Genomic DNA, 20,508 nt, shown 5'->3' on the forward strand with positions numbered 1-20,508 from the left:
CACGTCGGGATCCCGGACGGATGAGCGGACGGCGCCCCGAGGGCGGCCTGCGCTACGGCTGGACGACAGGGGCCTGCGCCACCGCCGCCACCACCGCCGCGTACACCGCGCTGCTGACCGGCACCTTCCCCGACCCGGTCGAGATCGAGCTGCCGAAGGGACACCGGCCGGCGTTCGCCCTGGACCGCACCGAGCTGACCCCCGGGGCCGAGGCCACCGCTGGCGTGGTCAAGGACGCCGGCGACGACCCGGACGTCACGCACGGCGCGCTCATCCTGGCCACCGTCCGCCCCGGGCCGCCCGGCGCCGGCGTGACGTTCCTGGCCGGTCCGGGCGTCGGCACCGTCACCAAGCCCGGGCTGCCCCTGGACGTCGGCGAGCCGGCGATCAACCCGGTGCCCCGGCGGCTGATGCGCGCGGCGGTGGCCGAGGTGGCGGGCGCGCACGGCGGTGACGGAGACGTGCTCGTGGAGCTGTCCGTGGCGGACGGCGAGGAGCTGGCCCGGCACACCTGGAACCCCCGGCTGGGCATCCTCGGCGGGCTGTCCATCCTGGGCACCACCGGCGTGGTGGTGCCGTACTCCTGCTCGGCCTGGATCGACAGCATCCGCCGGGGCGTGGACGTGGCCCGCGCGGTCGGCCACCGGCACGTCGCGGCCTGCACCGGCAGCACCTCGGAGGCCACCGCCCGCGCGCTCTACGGCCTGCCCGACGACGCGCTGCTGGACATGGGCGACTTCGCCGGCGCCGTGCTCAAGTACCTGCGCCGCCACCCGATCCCCCGGCTGACCATCGCCGGCGGCGTCGGCAAGCTCAGCAAGCTCGGCGACGGCCACCTGGACCTGCACTCCGGCCGCTCCCAGGTGGACCTGAACGCGCTGGCCACCGCCGCCCGCGACGCCGGCGCCGGGCCCGAGCTGGTGGCCGACCTGCGCGGCGCGAACACCGCGCTCGACGCGCTGCGCCTCGGCGAAGCGCGCGGGTTCGACCTCGGTGGGCTGGTCGCCGCCCGCGCGCTGGCGACCGCGCGGCGGGTGCTCGAGCCCGCGCCGGTGCGCACCGACGTGGTGGTCATCGACCGCGCCGGACGGATCGTCGGCAGGGCCGGCTAGCGCGCGCACCCACCCATCGTGACAGCCGCCCGCGGAGATACCTGTCACCACCACTTCGACGATCAACGAAGGCTGAGTAGTCTCGCGGTCACCTCGGCGTTGCGGGGCGGCACGCCTGGCCGCCGTGGGCACCAGCTCTCGCGGATTGGGAAGGAATCTCCTGTGCCACGCTCCGTCCAAGTCACCGTCACCGGCGCGGCGGGTCAGATCGGCTACGCGCTGCTGTTCCGGGTCGCCTCCGGCCAGTTGCTGGGGCCGGACACCCGGGTCAGCCTGCGCCTGCTGGAGATCCCGCAGGCGGTCAAGGCGGCCGAGGGTACCGCGATGGAGCTCAACGACTGCGCGTTCCCGCTGCTGGACAAGATCGACATCACCGACGACGCCAAGACCGCGTTCGACGGGGTGAACATCGCGCTGCTGGTCGGCGCCCGCCCGCGCACCAAGGGCATGGAGCGCGGCGACCTGCTGGAGGCCAACGGCGGCATCTTCAAGCCGCAGGGCGAGGCGATCAACGCCGGCGCCGCCGACGACGTGCGCGTGCTGGTGGTGGGCAACCCGGCGAACACCAACGCGCTGATCGCCCAGTCGCACGCCCCGGACGTGCCGGCCGAGCGGTTCACCGCGATGACCAGGCTGGACCACAACCGGGCGCTGTCCCAGCTGGCCGCCAAGCTGGGCGTGTCGATCACCGAGATCCGCAAGATGACCATCTGGGGCAACCACTCGGCCACCCAGTACCCGGACCTGTTCCACGCCGAGGTGGGCGGCCGGCGCGCCGTGGACGCGGTCAACGACCAGGACTGGCTGCGCGACACCTTCATCCCCACCGTGGCCAAGCGCGGCGCCGCGATCATCGAGGCCCGTGGCGCGTCCTCCGCCGCGTCCGCCGCCAACGCCGCCATCGACCACATCCACGACTGGGTCAACGGCACCGCGGACGGCGACTGGACCTCGATGGGCATCCCGTCCGACGGTTCGTACGGCGTGCCGGAGGGTTTGATCTCGTCCTACCCGGTGGTCTGCCGGGACGGCCGGTACGAGATCGTCCAGGGCCTGGAGATCGACGAGTTCTCCCGGGCGCGCATCGACGCCTCGGTCGCCGAGCTCGCCGAGGAACGCGACGCCGTTCGCCAGCTCGGGCTGATTTAGTCCGGAGCGCCGAGGCGTTGGGTGCCGAGCACCCGCAGCAGCGCCAGCGCCTCGGCCTCCCGGCTGCCCTCGGCCGCGGAGTAGACCACCAGCGTCTGGTCCTCGCCGGGCACCCGCAGCACGTCGCAGTCCAGCTCCAGCACGCCCAGCTCCGGGTGCAGGAACCGCTTGCGGTCGCCGTGGCGCCGCTCCACCGGCCGGCGGGCCCACAGCGCCGCGAACTCCGGTGAGCCGGCGCGCAGCCGTTCGATGAGCCTGTGCAGGCCGGGGTCGTCCGGGTAGCGGGCGGCGGCGCCGCGCAGGTCGGACACCAGCGCGAGGTCGAGCCGTGCTCGTTCCTCGTCGGTGGTGACCAGCCGCCCGCCGCCGACCATGAACCGCAGCCAGGCCACGTTGCGCTGCTCGGGCGGTACCTCGGAGACGTCGCCGAGCAGCGCCACGGCCAGCGGGTTCCAGGCGAGCAGGTCCAGCTTGGCGCTGACCAGCATGGCCGGCAGGTCGGTGAACCGGTCCATCAGCCGCAGCACGCTGGGGCGCACTGCCTCGCTGATCCGGCCGGGCATCGGCGGGCTGGCGCCGGCCAGGTGGAACAGGTGGTCCCGCTCGGCCGGGTCCAGCCGCAGCGCCCTGGCCAGCGCGGACAGCACCGCGCCCGACGGGTGCGCGCCCCTGGCCTGCTCCATCCGGGTCAGGTAGTCGACCGAGACGCCGGCCAGCCGCGCCACCTCCTCGCGGCGCAACCCGGGCGTGCGGCGCCGCGTCCCGGCCGGCAGGCCCACGTCGGCGGGCGCGATGCGCTCCCGCCAGCCGCGCAGCGCGGCCCCCAGCTCACCCCGGTCCACGTATCCCAGGATGCCTCGGTGGTTCGGCTTCAGCCTGGTACAGCCGGTCCCTGGCTGGGCCGGGCCTGGTCAGGGTGGCGGGGTCCGCGCAGCATCGATGACATGACGGAGACGACGATCGCGCTGGTCACCGGCGCGAACAAGGGCATCGGCCTGGCCGCCGCGCGCCGGCTGGCCGCCCGGCCAGGCTGGACGGTGCTGCTGGGGTCACGTGATTCGACGCGCGGTGCCGAGGCGGCGGAGGGCCTGGCGGCCGACGGCCACAGTGCCGAGGTGGTGGAGCTGGACGTCACCTCGGACGAGTCGGTGGCCGCCGCGGTGAAACAGGTCGAGCGGGCGCACGGGCGGCTCGACGTGCTGGTCAACAACGCCGGGATCGTCGGCGCCAGGGTCGGCGCGCTGGAGACCGGGCCCGAGGAGCTGCGGCTGTGCTACGAGACGAACGTGTACGGCCCGGTCCGGGTGACCAGGGCGTTCCTGCCGCTGCTGCGCAGGTCGGCGAACCCGAGGGTGGTCATGGTGTCCAGCGGCATGGGGTCGCTGGCCGTCACCACCGACCCGAACCGGCTGGAGTCCACGCTGGCCTCGCTGGCCTACCCGTCCTCGAAGGCGGCCCTCAACATGATCACCAGCCAGTACGCGAAGGCGCTGCCGGAGTTTCGGATCAACGCCGTCGACCCCGGCTACACCGCGACCGACCTCAACGACCACCACGGCGTGCAGACCCTGGAGGAGGGCAGCGACGCGGTGGTCGAGCTGGCCGGCATCGGCCCGGACGGCCCCACCGGCGGCTACTTCGACCGCAACGGGCCGGTGCCCTGGTAGGTCAGGGCTTGTCCACCACCCACTGCGTCACCGGCAGCGAGGGCCGCCAGCCGGTGAACCGGCCCACCGGCGCGGCGCGCTGGACCTCGAGCCTGGTCAGCGACCCGCCGTGGCGCTCGTACCAGGACGCCAGCAGCGCCTCCGCCTGTACGGTCACCGCGTTGGCCACCAGCCGCCCGCCGCCGCCCAGGGCTTCCCAGCAGGCCGGCAGCACGCCGTCCGCCGTGACCCCGCCGCCCACGAAGACGGCCGACGGTGGCTCCAGGTCCTCCAGCGCGGCCGGCGCCCGCCCGACCACCACCCGCAGCGACGGCACCCCGAGCGCGGCGGCGTTGCGGCCGATCCGGGCGGCCCGGGTGGCGTCCTGCTCCACGGCGATGGCCTGGCCGGACTCCTCGGCGCGCAGCCACTCGATGGCGATGCTGCCGGCGCCTGCTCCGACGTCCCACAGCAGCTGTCCGGGTAGCGGGCCGAGCCTGGCCAGCGTGACGGCCCGGACCTCCCGCTTGGTCAGCTGACCGTCGTGCTCGAAGGCATCGTCGGGCAGCCCGGGCACCAGCGGCAGGCCGACCGTGCCCGGGTCGGCCACGCAGCGCGCGGCCACCACCGCGAGCGGATCCCCCGGCGGCTCGTCCCAGTTGCCGGCCCGGCCGGTCCGGACCCGCTCGGCCGGTCCGCCGAGCTGTTCGAGCACTGTCAGCTCGCTGCCCCGGTAGCCCTGCTCGGTGAGCACCCGGGCGACCTCGGCGGGCCCCTGGGCGTCGGGCGCGAGCACCAGCAGCCGCCGCCCGGGCGCGGTGTGGGCGCGCACCCTGTCCAGCGAGCGGCCCACCGCGCTGACCACCGTGACGTCCTGCACCGGCCAGCGCAGCCGCGCGCAGGCCAGCGAGACCGAGGACGCGTGCGGCAGCACCTCGATCCGGTCCGGCCCGAGCACCCGGCACAGCGTGGCGCCCAGCCCGAAGAACATCGGGTCGCCGCTGGCCAGCGCGCATACCCGCAACCCGGCCATGCCCTCGAACAGCGCCGGCAGCGCGGGCAGCATCGGCGAGGGCCACTGCAGCAGCTCGCCCGGCTGGTCACCGACCAGCTCCAGCTGCCGGCGGCTGCCCAGCACCACCTCGGCGGCCGCCACGGCGTCGCGGGCGGCCGGGGAGAGCCCGGTCCAGCCGTCCGCGCCGATGCCGACCACCGTCACCGTCATGCCGACGATGGTGTCACGCCGCGTGTCGATGACACCCGGGCTCGTCGGGTCGCGGGCCGGCGCCCGGCGCGTCGGGCGTGAGTCCGGGCGGGCGCACCCCGGTGCGCGCCAGGCAGGCGAGCACCACCAGCCCGGCCACCACCAGGCCGTGGGCCAGCAGCCGCGACCCGCTCACCCGGCCACCTGCCAGATCCAGCGCGCTGAGCGCGACCAGGACGCCGACGAACGCCCCGACCAGCGGCAACACCCCGCGCATCCGGCTGGGCCGGGCGGCGACGCCGAGGAAGCCCACCGCGAGCGCCAGGTTCCACGCCGAGCTCTCGTGCACGAAGTGGGTCAGCGTGGCGCCGTCGACGTTCCCGGAGCCGTGCTCGTGGTCGGCGACCGCCAGCACGTCGCCGGTGGCCAGCCCGAGCTGGCCGACGCCGATGCCCGCGAGCACCAGCCGCAGCGCGGCGCCCAGCCGCAGCCGGCCGGGCCGGGGCGCGGCCGCGAGCACCGTGTCCACCAGGTCCGGGATGGGCTCGACCAGCTCGGTCCTGGCCAGCCGGGTGACGTGCGCGGCGCGTTCGACGAAGGACCGGCAGGCCGCGCACCCGACCAGGTGGGCGTCCACCCCGTCCCGTTCCTCCGGGCGCTCCTCGCCGTCGAGGCGGGCCGACAGCACCTCACGACACTCCACGCAGGTCATGTCCGTGATAGTCGTACATCACACTCGACGGGTTCCCGCGGAGCCGTCGGTAGGCTCGCGTCCGTGACCGGCGGCGCACAGCACGACGAGATCACCGAGTACGCGCTGGCCGGCTCGCGCGGCGACACCGCCGCCACGGTGGCGTTCGTCAGGGCCACCCAGCGGGACGTGCACCGGTTCCTGGCCAACCTGACCAGCCCCAGGGAGGCCGACGACCTCGCCCAGGAGACCTACCTGCGCGCGCTGCACTCGCTGCCCCGGTTCGCCGGCCGCTCGTCGGCCCGGACCTGGCTGCTCTCCATAGCCCGCCGGGTCGCCGCCGACCACGTGCGCGCGGCCGTCCGCAGGCCCAAGGCCGGCGTCGAGCCCGACTGGGAGCTGGTCGCCGACCGGGCGGCCACGCTGCCCGGGGTGGACGAGCGGGTGCTGCTGCGCGAGCTCGTGCTCGGCCTCGAGCCGGACCGCAGGGAGGCGTTCGTGCTCACCCAGATGCTGGACCTGAGCTACGCGGAGGCGGCCGCCGTGTGCGGGTGCCCGGTCGGCACCATCCGGTCCCGGGTGGCCCGCGGCCGGGCCGACCTGGTGGCCGCGATGGAGCCGGGCGGGACGGACGAGCGGCTGGACGCCACCGGTCGGTGACCGTCATCCGGCCACCTTGCTCGGGTCCGATGACCACGCGACCATCCAGTGCGGATCGATCCGGTAGAACACCACCTCTCCCCAGTCGAAGCCGGCGTCGTCGCCGTAGAAGGTCCGCAGGTAGCCGGACACCTCGGGCCAGGCCGGGTCCTCGGGTCCGTCCGGGGGGTTCAGCGTCACCGCCCGGCCGTGGGTGAACACCCCCAGCTCCTCCCCGATCATGTAAGCCGCGCTGATGGCCGGCCGCGCCGCCAGGTGCCTGGCCTTGGCCGCCGACCGGCTGGTGCCGATCACCCACCGCCCGTGCAGAAGGTGACCATCCCCGCCGCTGATCCTCGGCTCGCCGCGCGCCGTGACGGTGGCCAGCGCGAGCGTGCACATCCCCTGGCACTCGTTGACCAGCTGGCGCGCGGTCAGCGTCCGCTCACCCGCGCGAATGATCGACTGGAGATGCCCGCTGGCGCCGGCGAGGGACGCGTCGAGCAGTGCCTGGGTCTCGGCCAGCTCGGCCTCGGTCTCGAACATGCCGCCATGCCACCACGGCCCACCGACACTATTCGGGAGCCCGAGCCCGCCGCCCGAGCAACAGCACGAGCACCCCGGCCGCCGCCATGAACCCGGCGATCACCCACATCCCGGGCCGGAAGCTCCCCGTGGCGGTGTTCAGCGCGCCGGTCAGGAACGGCCCGACGAACCCGGCCAGGTTGCCGAAGGAGTTGATCAGCGCGATGCCCGCCGCCGCGCCGTAGCCGCCCAGGAACGCGGTCGGGAACTGCCAGACGACCGGGATCGCGGCCAGCACCCCCGCCGTGCACACCGTCAGCGCGGCCACCGCCAGCGTCGCCGAGTTCAGGTACAGCGCGACCGCCACCCCGGCGGCCCCCGCGAACGACGGGACAGCGGCGTGCCACACCCGTTCGCCGGTCCGGTCGGAGTGCCGGGCGTTGAGCACCATCACCACCGCGCCCACCGCGTACGGGATCGCCGTCACCAGCCCGATCTCGACCAGCGAGAACTTCACGCCGAACTGCGACTGCAGCCCGGAGATGATCTGCGGCAGGAAGAACCCCAGCCCGTAGAGCCCGAACACCACCCCGAAGTAGACGGCCGCCAGCGCGGCCACCCTGGGGTGCAGCAGGCTGCGCAGCACCCCCGGCTGGTGTGGCACCTGGGCCGCGTCCTCGGCGTCCAGCGCCTCGGTGAGCGCCTCCGCCTCCTCCGGGCGCAGCCAGCGCGCCTTGGCCGGCCGGCTGGGCAGCAGGAACACCGCCGCGAGCCCCAGCGCGATGGCGGGCAGGCCCTCGACGAAGTACATGGTCCGCCAGCCCGCGCCGAAGCCGAGGAACCCGGTCCCGTGCGCGATCAGCAGCGTCGAGATCGGCGCCCCGAACACCGAGGCCAGCGGCACGCCGAGCATGAACAACGACATGATGTTGGCCCGCCGCGCCCGGGGGAACCAGTAGGTCAGGTACAGCACGATCCCCGGGAAGAACCCGGCCTCCGCGATGCCCAGCAGGAACCGCACCAGGTAGAACGAGACGGGCCCCTGGATGAACGCGCTGGCGCTGGCCAGCACGCCCCAGGAGATCATGATGCGGGCCATCCAGACCTGCGCGCCCACCCGGTGCAGGATCAGGTTGCTGGGCACCTCGAACAGGAAGTAGCCGATGAAGAACAGCCCGGCGCCCAGCCCGTAGGCCGCCGTGCTCAGCCCGATGTCCGCGTTCATCGTCAACGCCGCGAAACCGACGTTGACCCGGTCCAGGTAGTTGACCACGTAGAGCAGCACCAGGACCCACACCAGGCGCCGGGTCGCCTTCGCGACGGCCGACGCGGTGAGCTCCGGCCGTGCCGGGGAGACGCTCACCGGCGCTCAGCCCGCCGTGGCCTGGCGCAGCACCGCCGCCATGTCGTCGAAGATCGCCAGCCCGCTGGGAACCGCGCCCGCCGTCCACACGAACCCGTGCAGCATCCCGTCGAACCGCTTCGCGGTGACCTTGACGCCCGCCTCCGCCAGCCGCCGCGCGTACGCCTCGCCCTCGTCGCGCAGCGGGTCGAACTCGCTGGTGGCGACGTACGCCGCCGGCAGCCCCGCCAGGTCGTTCGACCGCGCCGGGCAGGCGTACGGGTCGTCGCCGAGGTCCAGCGCACCCAGGTAGTGCGCCCAGAACCACTGCATGGTCGCCTTGTTCAGCAGGTACCCGTCGCCGTTGTCCCGGTACGACTCGGTGCCGAAGTCGAAGTCGGTGACCGGGTAGATCAACAGCTGCGCCACCAGCACCGGCCCGCCGCGGTCGCGGGCCGCCAGGGCCACCGCCGCGGCCAGGTTGCCGCCCGCGCTGTCCCCGGCCACCGCCACGCGGGTCGGGTCACCGCCCAGCTCGGCGGCGTGCTGGGCGGCCCACACGGTGGCGGCGTAACAGTCGTCGAACGCGGCCGGGTAGCGGTGCTCGGGGGCCAGCCGGTAGTCCACCGAGACGACGACCGCCCCGGTCGCGGCGGCAAGCCGGCGGCAGGGGTTGTCCACCACGTCCAGGTTGCCGATCACCCAGCCGCCGCCGTGGAAGTACACCACCACCGGCACCGGTCCCGGAGCCGATCCGGGCAGCGGCGTGTACACCCGGACCGGGACCTCCCCCACCGGCCCGGGTATCGTCCGGGCCACGACGGAGGCCACCCCGGGCGGTTCGCCCTGCAGCTCCAGGAAGCCCTGCGTCGCGGTCCGGGCGACCGGCACGGTCAGCTCCTCGAACGGCGGCGCTCCCGCCTCGGCGAGCAGGGCGAGCAGACGCTCGGCTTCGGGGTGCATCGGCATTCGGTGGCCTCCTTGCGCGCGGCCGGGCTCGCGATGACCGTAGCGGCATCGGCGTGACCGCGCTCACCGACCAGACGTCCCGGGTGAGCTTGCGGCCGCCGCGTGCAGATGCACTTTCTTCGTTTCGTTTTGCTCTCAATCAGTATGCCTTTTTGACCTCAATCAGTGCCCTGATCTTCCGGGGAGATAGACAGGTCCGTCAGAGTACGTTTCGTGCCCAGCGGGGCAGCATCCGATTGGGCGATATATCGGCGTGAACGGCGACGATCCACCGGCGCGCGCCGCATAGAATGGCCCGCCCGTGAGCCCGAGGAGCCACAGTTGATCGCCGACTTCGACGCTCGTCTGACAGCTCAGCCGACCGCGCACCGAGTCCCGGCCGTGCCCGGGTCCGTCGAGACCGAGACCGCCGACCTCGTCGGCACCGGGAAGCTCGCCGCGCGGGTGGCCAGGCAGATCGAGCGGGACATCGTGCGCTCCGGCTGGCAGGTCGGCACCATGCTCGGCTCCGAGACCGAATTGAGGGAGCGGTACCAGGTCAGCCGGGCGGTGCTGCGCGAGGCGATCCGGCTGGTCGAGCACCACCAGGTCGCCGCGATGCGCCGGGGTCCGGCCGGCGGGCTGGTGGTGCGCGAGCCCGACGCGGGCGCGGCCACCAGCGCGGTGGTGGTCTACCTGGAGTTCGTCGGCACCACCCTGGAACACCTGCTCGCGGCCCGGCTGATGATCGAGCCGCTGGCGGTGGCGCTGGCCGCCGAGCAGATCACCGAGGCCGGCATCGGGCGGCTGCGCGCGGTGCTGGACGCCGAGGCAGCCGCCAGCCCGCGCCGCGACGCGCACGCCCGTGAGCAACTGCACCTGGTGCTGGCCGAGCTGTCCGGCAACCCGGCGCTGCAGCTGTTCGTGGACGTCCTGCTGCGGCTGACCTGGCGCTACTCCCGTGGGTCCATGGCCTACCTGCCCGATCCGTCCCACCCGGCGCTGGCCGAGGCGCACGAGGCGCACCAGGCGATCGTGAACGCGGTGGTGGCCGGCGAGGGCGCCAGGGCCGAGTTCCGCGCGCTGCAGCACCTGGAGGCGGTGGCGGAGTTCCTGCGGTACTGGCGGCCCAGCACCGCCGAGACCGCCAGCTCGATCTGGGCCACCCCGACGCCCTCGCACACCCAGGACCAGAAGCTCGCCGAGGTGGTGGCGCAACGGATCCTGGGCGAGATCACCGGCGGCGGCTGGGAGGTCGGCTCGGTGATCGGCTCCGAGGCGGCGCTGCTGGACAAGTTCGAGGTGAGCCGGGCGGTGCTGCGCGAGGCGGTGCGGCTGCTGGAGTACCACTCGGTGGCCCGGATGCGGCGCGGGCCGGGCGGCGGCCTTGTCGTGGCGGAGCCGGACCCGAGCGCGAGCATCGAGGCGATGGCGCTCTACCTCGGCTTCCAGGGCATCGAGATCGAGCACCTGCGGGTCATCCGCGAGGCCGTGGAGCTGGCCTGCGTGGACCGGGTGGCCACCCGTGCCTCCCAGCCCGAGGTCGCCCGCCGGCTGCGCGCCATGCTGCACGGCGGCCCGAACGGCGCCGCGTTCGGCGCGGGCGGCGGGATCGGGGCGCGCATGGAGGCCTCCCACCAGCTGCACATCGAGCTCGCCGAGCTGTCCGGCAACCCGGTGCTGGCGCTGTTCGTCCGGATCCTGATCAGGCTGTGGGCCAGGCAGCACGAGATCGTCGGCGAGGAGACGGCGCCCCGCCCGGCCCCGGCCGCCGACGGCAACATCGTGGCGGCCCACCAGGGCATCGTGGAGGCGCTGCTGGCCGGCGACGGCGGCCTGGCGCGGCACCGGATGCGCCGGCACCTGGAGCTGCTCACCGAGTGGTGGCAGTAGCCCCCTCGGAAGCCCCCGCGAACGCCGCCAGCCGGTCGGTCTCGTCCCGCAGCTGACGCTCGGCGGCCCGGTCGTCGAGCGGCTCGAACAGCCGCAGGCCCACCCGGGGCGCCTCGCCGCGCCGCCGGGTCATGTCCCACACGCCCGCCACGAACCCGCCCACCAGCACCGTCCCCGGCACGATGCCGTTCTTGCTGGCCAGCTCGTGGCGGTGCCGCTCGGGGACGATCCGGCTCCGGTCGGCGTGGGCGAGCACGACGTTGTCGAACGGCGCGACCAGCCGCACCGGCGCCGGGGTGCCCGGGTCCGGCCGGGGCGCGTCCGGCAGGTCGAACAGCTCGCGCCCGCGCTCGTCGCGCGCCACCCACAGCCGCTCGCGCAGCCCGGCCACGACCTCGCGCACCCCGGTCAGCCCCGACCAGGTCGCGATGTCCGGCACGGTGGCCGGCCCGAACGCCGCGAGGTAGCGCAGCACCAGCTCGCCGGGGTCGGGGTCGGCGCGCACCGGCCGCCCGAGCCAGGACGCCACCGGGGCCAGCCGGGGCAGCCCGCCCACGCCCCAGATCCCCCTCGGCGGCACCTGGACCAGCGGGACCAGCGCGCGGGCGGCGATGCTCAGCGCCTTCGGGTCGCGGTCGGGCCAGCGGGCCGCGAACTCGGTACGGAGCTCGCCGACGGTCCTGGGCTTCTCGGCGAGCAGGTCGGCCCCGGCGGCGAGCACGTCGGCCACCGCCATCCCGTCCACCAGGTGCCCGTCGAAGTCGGTGTTGGTCCGCACCTCGCGCTCCAGCGTGGGCTGCGCCAGCATGCGAAACGCCAGGCAGTCCTCGGCGGTCACCGCGTGCAGGGTGCCCCGCATCATGGTGGCCCGCACCGCGCTCCGGTCGGTGAGCAGGCCGGCCAGCCGGTCGGGCGCGAACCCGTCGATCCGTGACCACAGCCCGTAGTAGGGGGCGTCCGGCGCCTGGGCCTGCAGGCCGACCAGATGGGTCAGCACGTCGAGGACGGGCCGGCGCACCCGCTCCAGCAGCAGCTGCCGGGCCAGCAGCGCACGGTTGAGGGCGCGCACGCCCAGCACGTCGCGGGTCACCCGACCCAGTATGGCCGCCGGGGCCGAGGGAGACTGACCACCCGTGGACCCCCAACGAACCCGCGCCTTCGGCGAGCGCCTGCTCGACCTGCTCACCGGCAACGTCCTGACCATGCTGATCGGCATCGGGCATCAGACCGGGCTGTTCGAGGCGGCGGCCGGCGGACCGGCCACCTGCGCCGAGCTGGCGGGGCGGGCCGGGCTGGACGAGCGGTACGTGCGCGAGTGGCTGGGCGCGATGGTCACCGGGCGGATCTTCGAGTACGAACCGGGCACCGCGCGCTACACGCTGCCGGCCGAGCACGCCGCGCTGCTCACCGGCGCCCGGTCGGCCAACGTCGGCCCGGTGGCCGGCATGCTGACCAACCTGGGTGCCGTGCTGCCCAGCGTGCGGCGCTGCTTCACCGAGGGCGGCGGGGTGCCGTTCGCGGAGTTCGCGGTGGCGGCCGGCGACTCGCTGGGCGAGAACTGGCGCAACATCTACGACGAGCACCTGGTCGACGGGTTCCTCGGCGCGGTGCCCGGCCTGCTGGAGCGGCTGCGCGCCGGCGCCCGGGTGCTCGACCTGGGCTGCGGCACCGGGCGCGCGGTCACCGTGATGGCCCGCGAGTTCCCGGCCTCCCGGTTCGTCGGGCTGGACCTGTCCCCGGCCGCCATCGCACAGGCCGAGGCGGAGCGGGCCGCGCTCGGCCTGGACAACGCCGAGTTCGTGGTCGCCGACGCCGCCGACCTGCCGGCCGATCCCCCGTTCGACCTGATCACCGCCTTCGACGCGGTGCACGACCAGCGGGCGCCCGAGGTCGTGCTGCGGGCCGTCCACGCCGCGCTGGCCCCGGGCGGCGTGTTCGTCATGGTCGACGGGAACTACTCCAGCCACCTGGAGAACAACGTCGACAACCCGTACGCGCCGATGGGCTACGGGATCAGCCTGCTGTTCTGCCTGCCCACCTCGCGCGCGGACGGCGAGGGCGGGCTGGGCCTGCTGTGGGGCCGCGAGCTGGCGCACCGGATGCTCGCCGACGCCGGCTTCCGGGACGTGCGCGTGCTCGACTCCCCCCGCCCGCAGACGGCCCTCTATATATGCGAAAGCTGAAATAGTGGACAGTGTCCACGGCTAGGATCGGAGTGGTCTTCGTACCTACTCAGGAGGTCTGCCGTGATGCTGGAGGCCACCGACGTGCGGTGGCGCAAGAGCAGCTTCAGCGGCCGCGACGGCGACTGCGTCGAGCTGGCGGCGCTGCCCGGCGGCACGATCGCGGTGCGCAACAGCAATGACCCCGACGCCGGGGCCGTGCTGTTCGCGCGCGCCGAGCTGGCCGCGTGGATCAAGGGTTGTCGGGACGGCGAGTTCGACGACCTGATCTGACCGGTCCACCACGTTTCGGGCACGGGCGGCGGAACGGTGTCGCGCTCACCACAAGGCTGACGCAATTCTGAGATCGGCCTCAATAACAAGTCCATCACCATCGGTCCGCCCGACGGCACCGTTCGGCGGGTCACAGCCGCCGCCCGCCGCGCCGCCGAGCCTCACCGTGGGGGCGCGCCGGGCATCCCGAGCGACGTCGTCGCACCGTATTTGATCAGCCGAAACGGCAGGGCCGGATGCCGCCGCAAGGCCCCGAGGCGGGCCGGGGTTCGTGCGCGCCGGCGTGAGCGAGCGAACGCGTCTTCCCCCGGCGGTGTCCGGCGCGCCGGGAGTACTGTCGGAATTCGGGTCGCTGGGCCGCCTCGACGCCCCCGGCCGCACCCGCCAGGAGGTACCACTTTCGAGCAATTTGCGTTGGACATGGAGAGCCTGGCCTTCGCAAACTAGTAACAGTCTCACAAGGAGAAATTCGTCGTGCCACGCGTCTTCGACAACATCACGCCTCGTGATATCAAGCTCTGGGGCAACCACACGGTGAAGCTGGGCCACGAGCTGCCCAAGCGCGAGGACCTGTTCTCCGACGAGTCGCTCGCCAAGATCATTGAGTCGATCGACCCGAGGGACCTCGACATCACCACCATGGGCGACGACGTGTCGACCTGGGGCCACGTCGACCGGGCCGGCCAGCCGGGTTCCAAGGTGCTCGACGCGGTGCGCGGCGGGCGGGTCTGGATCAACCTGATCGCCGTGGAGAAGGCCGACCCCCGGTTCGCCGCGCTGCTCGAGCAGATGTACGCCGAGCTCGAGGCCACGATGCCGGGCTTCAAGACCTTCAAGCGCAAGATGTGCATGCTGATCTCCTCGCCGACCGCGCGGGTGTTCTACCATTTCGACGTGCCCGGGCAGTCGCTGTGGCAGATCCGGGGCCGCAAGCGCATCTGGATCTACCCGAACACCGAGCCGTTCCTGCCGCCCACCCAGGTGGAGAACGTGGTGCGCAGCCTCGCCATGGAGGACCTGCCCTACGAGCCGTGGTACGACGAGTACGCCGAGGTCTACGACCTGGAGCCGGGCCAGATGCTGCACTGGGGGCTGAACGGCCCGCACCGGGTGCAGAACCTGGACGACTTCAGCATCTCGCTGACCACCGAGCACTGGAGCAGCGAGATCCGGCGCTCCTACGCCATGCACTACGGCAACGGCATCCTGCGGAACGTGGCGCACTGGACGCCCCGGTCCAGGTCGCTGGACGGCCCCGCGTTCTGGGCCAAGGCCGGCCTGACCGCCGCGTGGCGCAAGAGCGGCATGCAGAAGAAGCAGGGCTACAAGCGCGTGCTGTCCTACAAGATCGACCCGGACGCCCCGCTCGGGGTGGTCCCGCTGGACGACAAGGACAAGATCACGGTCACGCTGTAGGACGACAGCGGACGAACCGGCGGCGGGGTGCGGTCCACCTCCCGCCGGTTCTTCGCGACTTGACCTCAACATCTGTTGAGGTCCTACGGTCGACGTCGACCCGATCGGTGACTACGGCGAGGAGCCTGCGTTGGTGGAGACAACCCCGCCCCTGAACCTGTTCGACCAGGCGTACCAGACCGACGCCGGACCGCCGTGGGTGATCGGCGCGCCGCAGCCCGCCGTCGTCGCGCTGCGCGGCACCGGCCTGGTCAAGGGCGCCGTGCTCGACCCGGGCTGCGGCACCGGCGAACACACCATCTACCTGACAGAGCACGGCTACGACGTGGTCGGGATCGACTTCTCGCCGACCGCTGTGCGCCGCGCCAAGTCCAACGCGGCCGCTCGCGGTGTCGCCGCCCGGTTCGAGGTCGCCGACGCGCTGCGCCTGGACGAGTGGGCGGGCGCGCGCAGGTTCGACACGGTGGTGGACAGCGCACTGTTCCACGTGTTCGACGACGCCGACCGCGCCGCCTACGTCCGTAGCCTGTGGTCGGTCTGCCGGCCGGGCGCGCTGGTGCACGTGCTCGCGCTCTCCGACGTCGAGCCCGGCTTCGGCCCGCGCATCGGCGACTCGGTGATCCGGGACGCCTTCGCCACCGACGGCTGGGACCTGGAGAGCCTGCACCCCAGCCGGTACCGGGTCATGCTCGACGCGCGGGAGGCCGCCGAGCTCGGCCTGCCGGCCGGGCCCGCCGACCTGGTCGCCTGGCTGGCCCGGGTGCGGCGCATCTAGCCCCACGCGCCTCACTTCGTAACATTCAGCAACCTTCGGGAAACACGAAAGGTTTAGAAGGTCACTCATTCGTGCTTCACTGGTTCACCGCTCAACGAAGAGCGGGCCGGCGCGGAGCGACCGCGGTCGCTCACCGAGCACCGTGGAGTCGACATGACCGATACACCCTTCCCCGCTGGTGGCACGGCCGTCGTGGAACCCGCCGCGCCCCGCCACGGCCGGCTGGCCCAACGGGCGCTGGGCCTGCCCTCGGTGCTGTTCTGCATCGTGACCGGCGCCGCGCCGATGGCGGCGATGCTGTTCAACGTGCCGGTCGCCGTGCAGGGCGGCGGGTACTCGGTGCCCTCGGCGTTCTTCATCGCCACGGTGGCACTGACGATCTTCTCGGTGGGCTACATCGCGATGGCCCGCCGGGTGACCTCCGCCGGCGGCTTCTACACGTTCATCAGCCGCGGCCTCGGCCGCATCGCCGGCGTGGGCTCGGGGCTGCTCATCGGGCTCTGCTACGTCTTCTTCGTCTGCGCCACCACCGGCGTGACCGGCTACTTCGCCGCGACCACCGTGGAGGCGTGGACCGGCATCGCGCTGCCGGCCTGGCTCTACATGGTGGTCGCGCTCGCCGCCATGAGCCTGCTGGCCTGGCTGCACATCGAGCTCACCGCGAAGGTGCTCGGCGTTGCGCTGGTGGCCGAGGTGCTCGCGATGGTGGTGCTGAGCGTGGCGGTGTTCGCCCACGGCGGCGCCGAGGGGCTCTCCCCCGCGCCGCTGAACCCCGCCGAGGTGTTCGGCAACGCCGGCGCGATCAAGGTGTTCGGGGTGGCCGGCTCGGGCATCGCGCTGTTCGCGGCGTTCTGGTCCTGGGTGGGGTTCGAGATGGCCCCGAACTACGCCGAGGAGTCCCGCGACCCGCACCGCATCGCCAGGATCGCCACCTACGCCTCGGTGATCGGGCTGGGCGTGTTCTACATGTTCGTCTCCTACGCCTACGTCACCGGCTGGGGCCTGGAGAGCTCGGTCAAGGCGGTGTACGACCAGTTCCACGGGGTGTACGCGTCGGCGTTCTACCCGCTCTCGGACAGGTACGTGGGCTCCCCGCTCACCGCCGTGATCCAGCTGCTCGCCGTGACCAGCTCGTTCGCCTGCGCGATGGCGTTCTACAACACCGCGTCCCGCTACCTGTTCGCGCTCGGCCGCGAGCACGTGCTGCCGCCGGTGCTGGCCCGCACCTCGCGCCGGCACAGCCCGGCCGTGGCGTCCATGACGGTCACCGGCATCGCCGCGCTGTACGGGCTCGGCTTCGTGCTCTACGACCCGAGCACCGAGGGCGCGCTGCTCAAGCTCGGCACCTGGTCGCCGCTGCTGGGCGTGCTGGGCATCCTCGCGGTGCAGGCGCTGGTCTGTGTGGCGATCGTCCGCTACTTCCTGACCACCGCCAGGGACGGCTTCCGCTGGTTCGGCACCCTGGTCGCGCCGATCCTGGGCGGTGCGGCCATGGTCGGGGCCTGCTGGCTCTTGGTGGCCAACCGGGACACCCTCGCCGGCGCCGAGGGCGTCCCGTTCATCACGTTCCTGCCCTGGGTGATTGTGACGATCTTCGTGGTCGGCGTCGTGATCGCCGCGGTGATGCGGACCCGGCGCCCGGACCGCTACGCCGATCTCGGCCACTTCAGCCTCGCCGATCCGGAGCTTGACGCCACGCCCGACTCCAGGTTGCACTGAGTGTGGCCACTTACTGAGGAGCGCTAACGATGACCGCTGTCTCCGAACGTCCGACCACCACCGCCGCCGCACACCCGCTCGAGCCGCTGCGCGCCGAGGAGATCGCCGCCGCGGGCGCGCTGCTGCGTGAGCTCAAGGGCCTCGGCAAGACCGCCAGGTTCGTGTTCGTCACCCTGCACGAGCCGCCGAAGGCCGACGTGCTGGCCTGGTCGCCCGGCGACGACCCGCTGCCCCGGGAGGCGGCGGTCACGCTGTACGAGCGCGGCGAGAAGCGGACCTACGAGGCGGTGGTCTCGCTCAGCGCCGGCGAGCTGGTGTCCTGGCGGGCGGTGGAGGGCGTGCAGCCGTCGATCATGGCCGAGGAGTTCGAGGCCTGCGAGGACATCGTCCGGTCCGACCCGCGCTGGCAGGAGGCGATGCGCCGGCGCGGCGTGGAGGACTTCTCGCTGACCATGATCGACCCGTGGGCGTCCAGCTACACCGGCCCGGAGGACCACCCGTCCGCCAGGCGGATCCTGCGCCCGCTGACCTGGCTGCGCGCCGCGCCGGGCGAGCACGGCTACGCCCGCCCGGTGGAGGGCCTGATCGTGATCGTCGACCTGGACGCCGGCGAGGTCGTCGACGTGCAGGACCACGGGGTGGTGCCGTTCCCGCCCAAGCCGGGCAACTACGAGGCGAAGTGGAAGCACGACCCGGACAACGTGCCGGCCTTCGAGCGCGACCGCGACGACGTCAAGCCGATCGAGATCACCCAGCCCGAAGGCCCCAGCTTCACCGTCGACGGGCACGCGCTGAGCTGGCAGAAGTGGCGCCTGCGGATCGGCTACACCCCGCGCGAGGGCCTGGTGCTGCACCAGGTCGGCTACGACGACAGGGGCACCCTGCGCCCGGTGGTCTACCGCGCGTCGCTGGCCGAGATGTACGTGCCCTACGGCGACCCGGCGCCCACCCACCGGTTCAAGAACGTGTTCGACCAAGGCGAGTACGGCATCGGCTGGCTGGCCAACTCGCTGACCCTCGGCTGCGACTGCGTCGGCCACATCCAGTACCTGGACGGCGTGGTCAACAACCAGGACTGCGAGCCGGTGACCATCCCGAACGCCATCTGCATCCACGAGGAGGACGTCGGGATCGGCTGGAAGCACACCGACTTCCGCTCCGGCGCGGTCGAGGTGCGGCGGCGGCGCCGGCTGGTGATCTCCACGGTCGTCACGGTCGGCAACTACGAGTACGGCTACTTCTGGTACCTGTACAACGACGCCACCATCGAGTACGAGGTCAAGCTGACCGGCGTCATCTCCACCGGCGCGCTGCCGCCGGGCGAGCGGCCCAAGCACGGCGAGCTGGTCGCCCCCGGCCTGTACGGGCCGAACCACCAGCACTTCTTCTGCGTGCGGCTGGACATGGCGGTGGACGGGCCGGTGAACCGGGTCGTCGAGGTCGACTCCCAGCCCAGCCCGCCCGGGCCGGACAACCCGCACGGCAACGCCTGGGAGACGGTCCGGACGGTGCTGGCCAGCGAGGCGGTGGCGCAGCGGGACGCCGACGCGAACCGGGCCCGGTACTGGCGCATCGAGAACCCGTCGGCGCGTTCGGCGCTCGGCGAGGCCACCGCGTACTCGCTGATGCCCGGGGCCAGCGCGCCCCGGATGTACTCCCCGGACGCGGTGTTCGCCCCGCGCGCCGGGTTCGCCGCGCACCAGCTCTGGGTCACCGCCTACGACGAGGACCAGCGGTTCCCGGCCGGCGACTACCCCAACCAGAACCCCGGCGGTGACGGCCTGCCGAAGTTCGTCGAGGGCGACCGGCCGCTGGACGGCACCGACCTGGTGGTCTGGTACACGATGGGCGCGCACCACGTGGTCCGCCCGGAGGACTGGCCGGTCATGCCGGTGACCAGCATCGGCTTCATGCTCCGCCCGACCGGCTTCTTCGACGGCAACCCGGCCCTCGACGTACCCCCCACCGCCGCGAACGGGGCCGCCTGCCACGCCGACTGACGCGCGCACCCGTGAGTGGCTAAGGCCGCCATGGCGGCCCTAGCCACTCACGGGGTCAGTTGACGTGCGGGATGACCTCGGCGGCCAGGCGTTCCATCTGGTCGCGCGGGTCGTCGATGGTGGTGAGCAGGATCAGCTCGGCGCCGGCGTCGGCGACCTCGCGGAGGCCCTGGATGCACGCCTCCGGAGGCCCGGTGACGCCGACGGGCTCCAGCTTGCGCCCGAAGTCGCCGTAGATCCGGACCAGGCCCTCGGCCATCCGGCGGCGGCCGCGTTCGGCGTCGTCGTCCAGTGCGATGTAGACACGCTTGGCGATCGGGTACTCGCCCGGCTCCCGGCCGGACTCCGCGAGCGTCTCGCGCACGAGCTTGACCCGGTCGACGAACTCCGCCGTGGTCGACGAGCCCGCGCCGAAGAACCCGTCGCCGAGCCGGACCGCGCGCCGCACCGCGTTCGGGTGGTTCGCGCCGAACCAGACCGGCGGGTGCGGCTTCTGGAACGGCTTGGGCTCCATGGCCGCGTTCTCGAGCTGCCAGAACCGGCCGTCGAAATTCACCGTTGGCTCGGTCCACAGCTCCTTCATCAGCCGCAGTCCCTCGGTGAACCGGGAGACCAGCGAGGTCGGGTCGACCTCGAACGCGGAGAACATCCGCCCCTGGCCGCCGGTGCCGATCCCCACGTCGAGCCGGCCCCGGCTGATCTGGTCCAGCGAGCTGAGGCTCTTGGCCAGGTGGACCGGGCTGTGCAGCGGCGTCACGAACACCACGCAGCCCAGCCGGATCCGCTCGGTGCAGGCAGCCGCGTAGGTCATCGACTCGATGGGGCTCAGCTGCGGCGTCGCACCCAGGATCTGTTCCTGGGTCCACGCGCTGTCGAAGCCGAGCTCCTCGGCCCGCTGCATGTACTCGCGCTGAGCGGCCGGGTCGAACTCGCCGTCCGCGATGAACTGGGGGATGGAGATGCCGAACCGCATGCGCTCACCTTATGGCCCCC

At 73.0% G+C, this 20,508-nt stretch carries 19 protein-coding genes; 11 read left to right on the forward strand and 8 right to left on the reverse strand.

From position 1 onward, the window contains the following. The first annotated feature begins 20 nt into the window (after nt 1-20). Nucleotides 21-1,112 (forward strand): cobalt-precorrin-5B (C(1))-methyltransferase, encoded by a 1,092-nt coding sequence (locus N912_RS0102180; RefSeq protein ID WP_028921128.1) that lies wholly within the window; start codon nt 21-23, stop codon nt 1,110-1,112. A 162-nt stretch (nt 1,113-1,274) separates the two neighbouring features. Next, nucleotides 1,275-2,261, forward strand: a complete 987-nt coding sequence (locus N912_RS0102185; RefSeq protein WP_028921129.1) for a malate dehydrogenase — start codon at nt 1,275-1,277, stop codon at nt 2,259-2,261. Here N912_RS0102185 and N912_RS0102190 read toward each other — a convergent pair. Then, the gene (locus tag N912_RS0102190) at nt 2,258-3,103 is read right to left on the reverse strand and encodes a helix-turn-helix transcriptional regulator (RefSeq protein WP_028921130.1); all 846 of its coding nucleotides are present in this window, start codon (nt 3,101-3,103) and stop codon (nt 2,258-2,260) included. The two genes, N912_RS0102185 and N912_RS0102190, sit on opposite strands and share 4 nt — an antisense overlap. A 102-nt stretch (nt 3,104-3,205) precedes the next feature. Here N912_RS0102190 and N912_RS0102195 point away from each other — a divergent pair, with 102 nt between their 5' ends. Next, nucleotides 3,206-3,928: an SDR family oxidoreductase gene (locus N912_RS0102195; protein WP_037062662.1), complete on the forward strand. Its 723-nt coding sequence runs from the start codon at nt 3,206-3,208 to the stop codon at nt 3,926-3,928. 1 nt (nt 3,929) lies between these two features. Here the strand turns inward: N912_RS0102195 and N912_RS0102200 are convergent, their stop codons facing one another. Then, nucleotides 3,930-5,132: a bifunctional cobalt-precorrin-7 (C(5))-methyltransferase/cobalt-precorrin-6B (C(15))-methyltransferase gene (locus tag N912_RS0102200; protein WP_028921132.1), complete on the reverse strand. Its 1,203-nt coding sequence runs from the start codon at nt 5,130-5,132 to the stop codon at nt 3,930-3,932. A 13-nt stretch (nt 5,133-5,145) separates the two neighbouring features. Continuing rightward, nucleotides 5,146-5,823, reverse strand: a complete 678-nt coding sequence (locus N912_RS48970; RefSeq protein ID WP_051579464.1) for a zf-HC2 domain-containing protein — start codon at nt 5,821-5,823, stop codon at nt 5,146-5,148. 63 nt (nt 5,824-5,886) lie between these two features. On the opposite strand from N912_RS48970, the gene N912_RS0102210 reads away from it, so the two are divergent. Further along, the gene (locus N912_RS0102210) at nt 5,887-6,462 is read left to right on the forward strand and encodes a sigma-70 family RNA polymerase sigma factor (RefSeq protein WP_028921133.1); all 576 of its coding nucleotides are present in this window, start codon (nt 5,887-5,889) and stop codon (nt 6,460-6,462) included. Between the two features lie 3 nt (nt 6,463-6,465). Here N912_RS0102210 and N912_RS0102215 read toward each other — a convergent pair whose 3' ends face one another. Genes N912_RS0102215 through N912_RS0102225 form a run of 3 tightly spaced genes read right to left on the reverse strand, consistent with a single transcriptional unit; the run spans nt 6,466 to nt 9,277 of the window. Beyond that, complete coding sequence (locus N912_RS0102215) at nt 6,466-6,987, reverse strand: pyridoxamine 5'-phosphate oxidase family protein (RefSeq protein WP_028921134.1); 522 nt, start codon at nt 6,985-6,987, stop codon at nt 6,466-6,468. A gap of 28 nt (nt 6,988-7,015) precedes the next feature. After that, complete coding sequence (locus N912_RS0102220) at nt 7,016-8,329, reverse strand: MFS transporter (protein WP_028921135.1); 1,314 nt, start codon at nt 8,327-8,329, stop codon at nt 7,016-7,018. A gap of 6 nt (nt 8,330-8,335) precedes the next feature. Further along, complete coding sequence (locus tag N912_RS0102225) at nt 8,336-9,277, reverse strand: alpha/beta hydrolase (RefSeq protein WP_028921136.1); 942 nt, start codon at nt 9,275-9,277, stop codon at nt 8,336-8,338. 381 nt (nt 9,278-9,658) lie between these two features. Between N912_RS0102225 and N912_RS0102230 the strand changes: the two genes are divergently transcribed. Next, nucleotides 9,659-11,149: a FadR/GntR family transcriptional regulator gene (locus N912_RS0102230; RefSeq protein ID WP_028921137.1), complete on the forward strand. Its 1,491-nt coding sequence runs from the start codon at nt 9,659-9,661 to the stop codon at nt 11,147-11,149. Here N912_RS0102230 and N912_RS0102235 read toward each other — a convergent pair. Further along, nucleotides 11,130-12,239 carry a winged helix DNA-binding domain-containing protein gene (locus tag N912_RS0102235; RefSeq protein ID WP_028921138.1) on the reverse strand — a complete coding sequence of 370 codons (1,110 nt, stop codon included), beginning with the start codon at nt 12,237-12,239 and terminating at the stop codon, nt 11,130-11,132. The genes N912_RS0102230 and N912_RS0102235 overlap by 20 nt on opposite strands. 43 nt (nt 12,240-12,282) lie before the next feature. Between N912_RS0102235 and N912_RS0102240 the strand changes: the two genes are divergently transcribed. From N912_RS0102240 to N912_RS0102265, 6 genes are all read left to right on the forward strand, one after another. Further along, complete coding sequence (locus N912_RS0102240; RefSeq protein ID WP_028921139.1) at nt 12,283-13,332, forward strand: methyltransferase domain-containing protein; 1,050 nt, start codon at nt 12,283-12,285, stop codon at nt 13,330-13,332. Between the two features lie 66 nt (nt 13,333-13,398). Further along, nucleotides 13,399-13,605, forward strand: coding sequence for a DUF397 domain-containing protein (locus N912_RS0102245; protein WP_028921140.1), 207 nt, complete (start codon nt 13,399-13,401; stop codon nt 13,603-13,605). Between the two features lie 474 nt (nt 13,606-14,079). After that, nucleotides 14,080-15,021, forward strand: a complete 942-nt coding sequence (locus N912_RS48975) for a cupin domain-containing protein (protein ID WP_051579465.1) — start codon at nt 14,080-14,082, stop codon at nt 15,019-15,021. Nucleotides 15,022-15,154: 133 nt separating this feature from the next. Further along, the gene (locus N912_RS0102255; RefSeq protein ID WP_028921141.1) at nt 15,155-15,796 is read left to right on the forward strand and encodes a class I SAM-dependent methyltransferase; all 642 of its coding nucleotides are present in this window, start codon (nt 15,155-15,157) and stop codon (nt 15,794-15,796) included. Between the two features lie 153 nt (nt 15,797-15,949). Next, the gene (locus tag N912_RS48980; RefSeq protein ID WP_084210527.1) at nt 15,950-17,515 is read left to right on the forward strand and encodes an APC family permease; all 1,566 of its coding nucleotides are present in this window, start codon (nt 15,950-15,952) and stop codon (nt 17,513-17,515) included. 29 nt (nt 17,516-17,544) lie between these two features. Further along, entirely contained in the window at nt 17,545-19,515 is a 1,971-nt protein-coding gene (locus tag N912_RS0102265; protein ID WP_028921142.1) for a primary-amine oxidase, read from the forward strand. Between the two features lie 55 nt (nt 19,516-19,570). Here the strand turns inward: N912_RS0102265 and N912_RS0102270 are convergent, their stop codons facing one another. Beyond that, a complete protein-coding gene (locus N912_RS0102270) occupies nt 19,571-20,488 on the reverse strand; it encodes an LLM class flavin-dependent oxidoreductase (protein WP_028921143.1) in 918 nt (305 codons plus the stop codon). Nucleotides 20,489-20,508 lie beyond the last annotated feature (20 nt).

It is taken from the genome of Actinospineispora acaciae DSM 45401, assembly GCF_000620785.1.
GTDB classification, from domain to species: Bacteria; Actinomycetota; Actinomycetes; order Mycobacteriales; family Pseudonocardiaceae; genus Pseudonocardia; species Pseudonocardia acaciae.

Bases quoted from the DNA above. Each gene is read 5' to 3' on its own strand.
- N912_RS0102180 (WP_028921128.1), top strand. From the start codon at position 21: ATGAGCGGACGGCGCCCCGAGGGCGGCCTGCGCTACGGCTGGACGACA.
- N912_RS0102195 (WP_037062662.1), top strand. From the start codon at position 3,206: ATGACGGAGACGACGATCGCGCTGGTCACCGGCGCGAACAAGGGCATC.
- N912_RS0102200 (WP_028921132.1), bottom strand. From the start codon at position 5,132: ATGACGGTGACGGTGGTCGGCATCGGCGCGGACGGCTGGACCGGGCTC.
- N912_RS48970 (WP_051579464.1), bottom strand. From the start codon at position 5,823: ATGACCTGCGTGGAGTGTCGTGAGGTGCTGTCGGCCCGCCTCGACGGC.
- N912_RS0102215 (WP_028921134.1), bottom strand. From the start codon at position 6,987: ATGTTCGAGACCGAGGCCGAGCTGGCCGAGACCCAGGCACTGCTCGAC.
- N912_RS0102225 (WP_028921136.1), bottom strand. From the start codon at position 9,277: ATGCCGATGCACCCCGAAGCCGAGCGTCTGCTCGCCCTGCTCGCCGAG.
- N912_RS0102245 (WP_028921140.1), top strand. From the start codon at position 13,399: ATGCTGGAGGCCACCGACGTGCGGTGGCGCAAGAGCAGCTTCAGCGGC.
- N912_RS48980 (WP_084210527.1), top strand. From the start codon at position 15,950: ATGACCGATACACCCTTCCCCGCTGGTGGCACGGCCGTCGTGGAACCC.
- N912_RS0102265 (WP_028921142.1), top strand. From the start codon at position 17,545: ATGACCGCTGTCTCCGAACGTCCGACCACCACCGCCGCCGCACACCCG.
- N912_RS0102270 (WP_028921143.1), bottom strand. From the start codon at position 20,488: ATGCGGTTCGGCATCTCCATCCCCCAGTTCATCGCGGACGGCGAGTTC.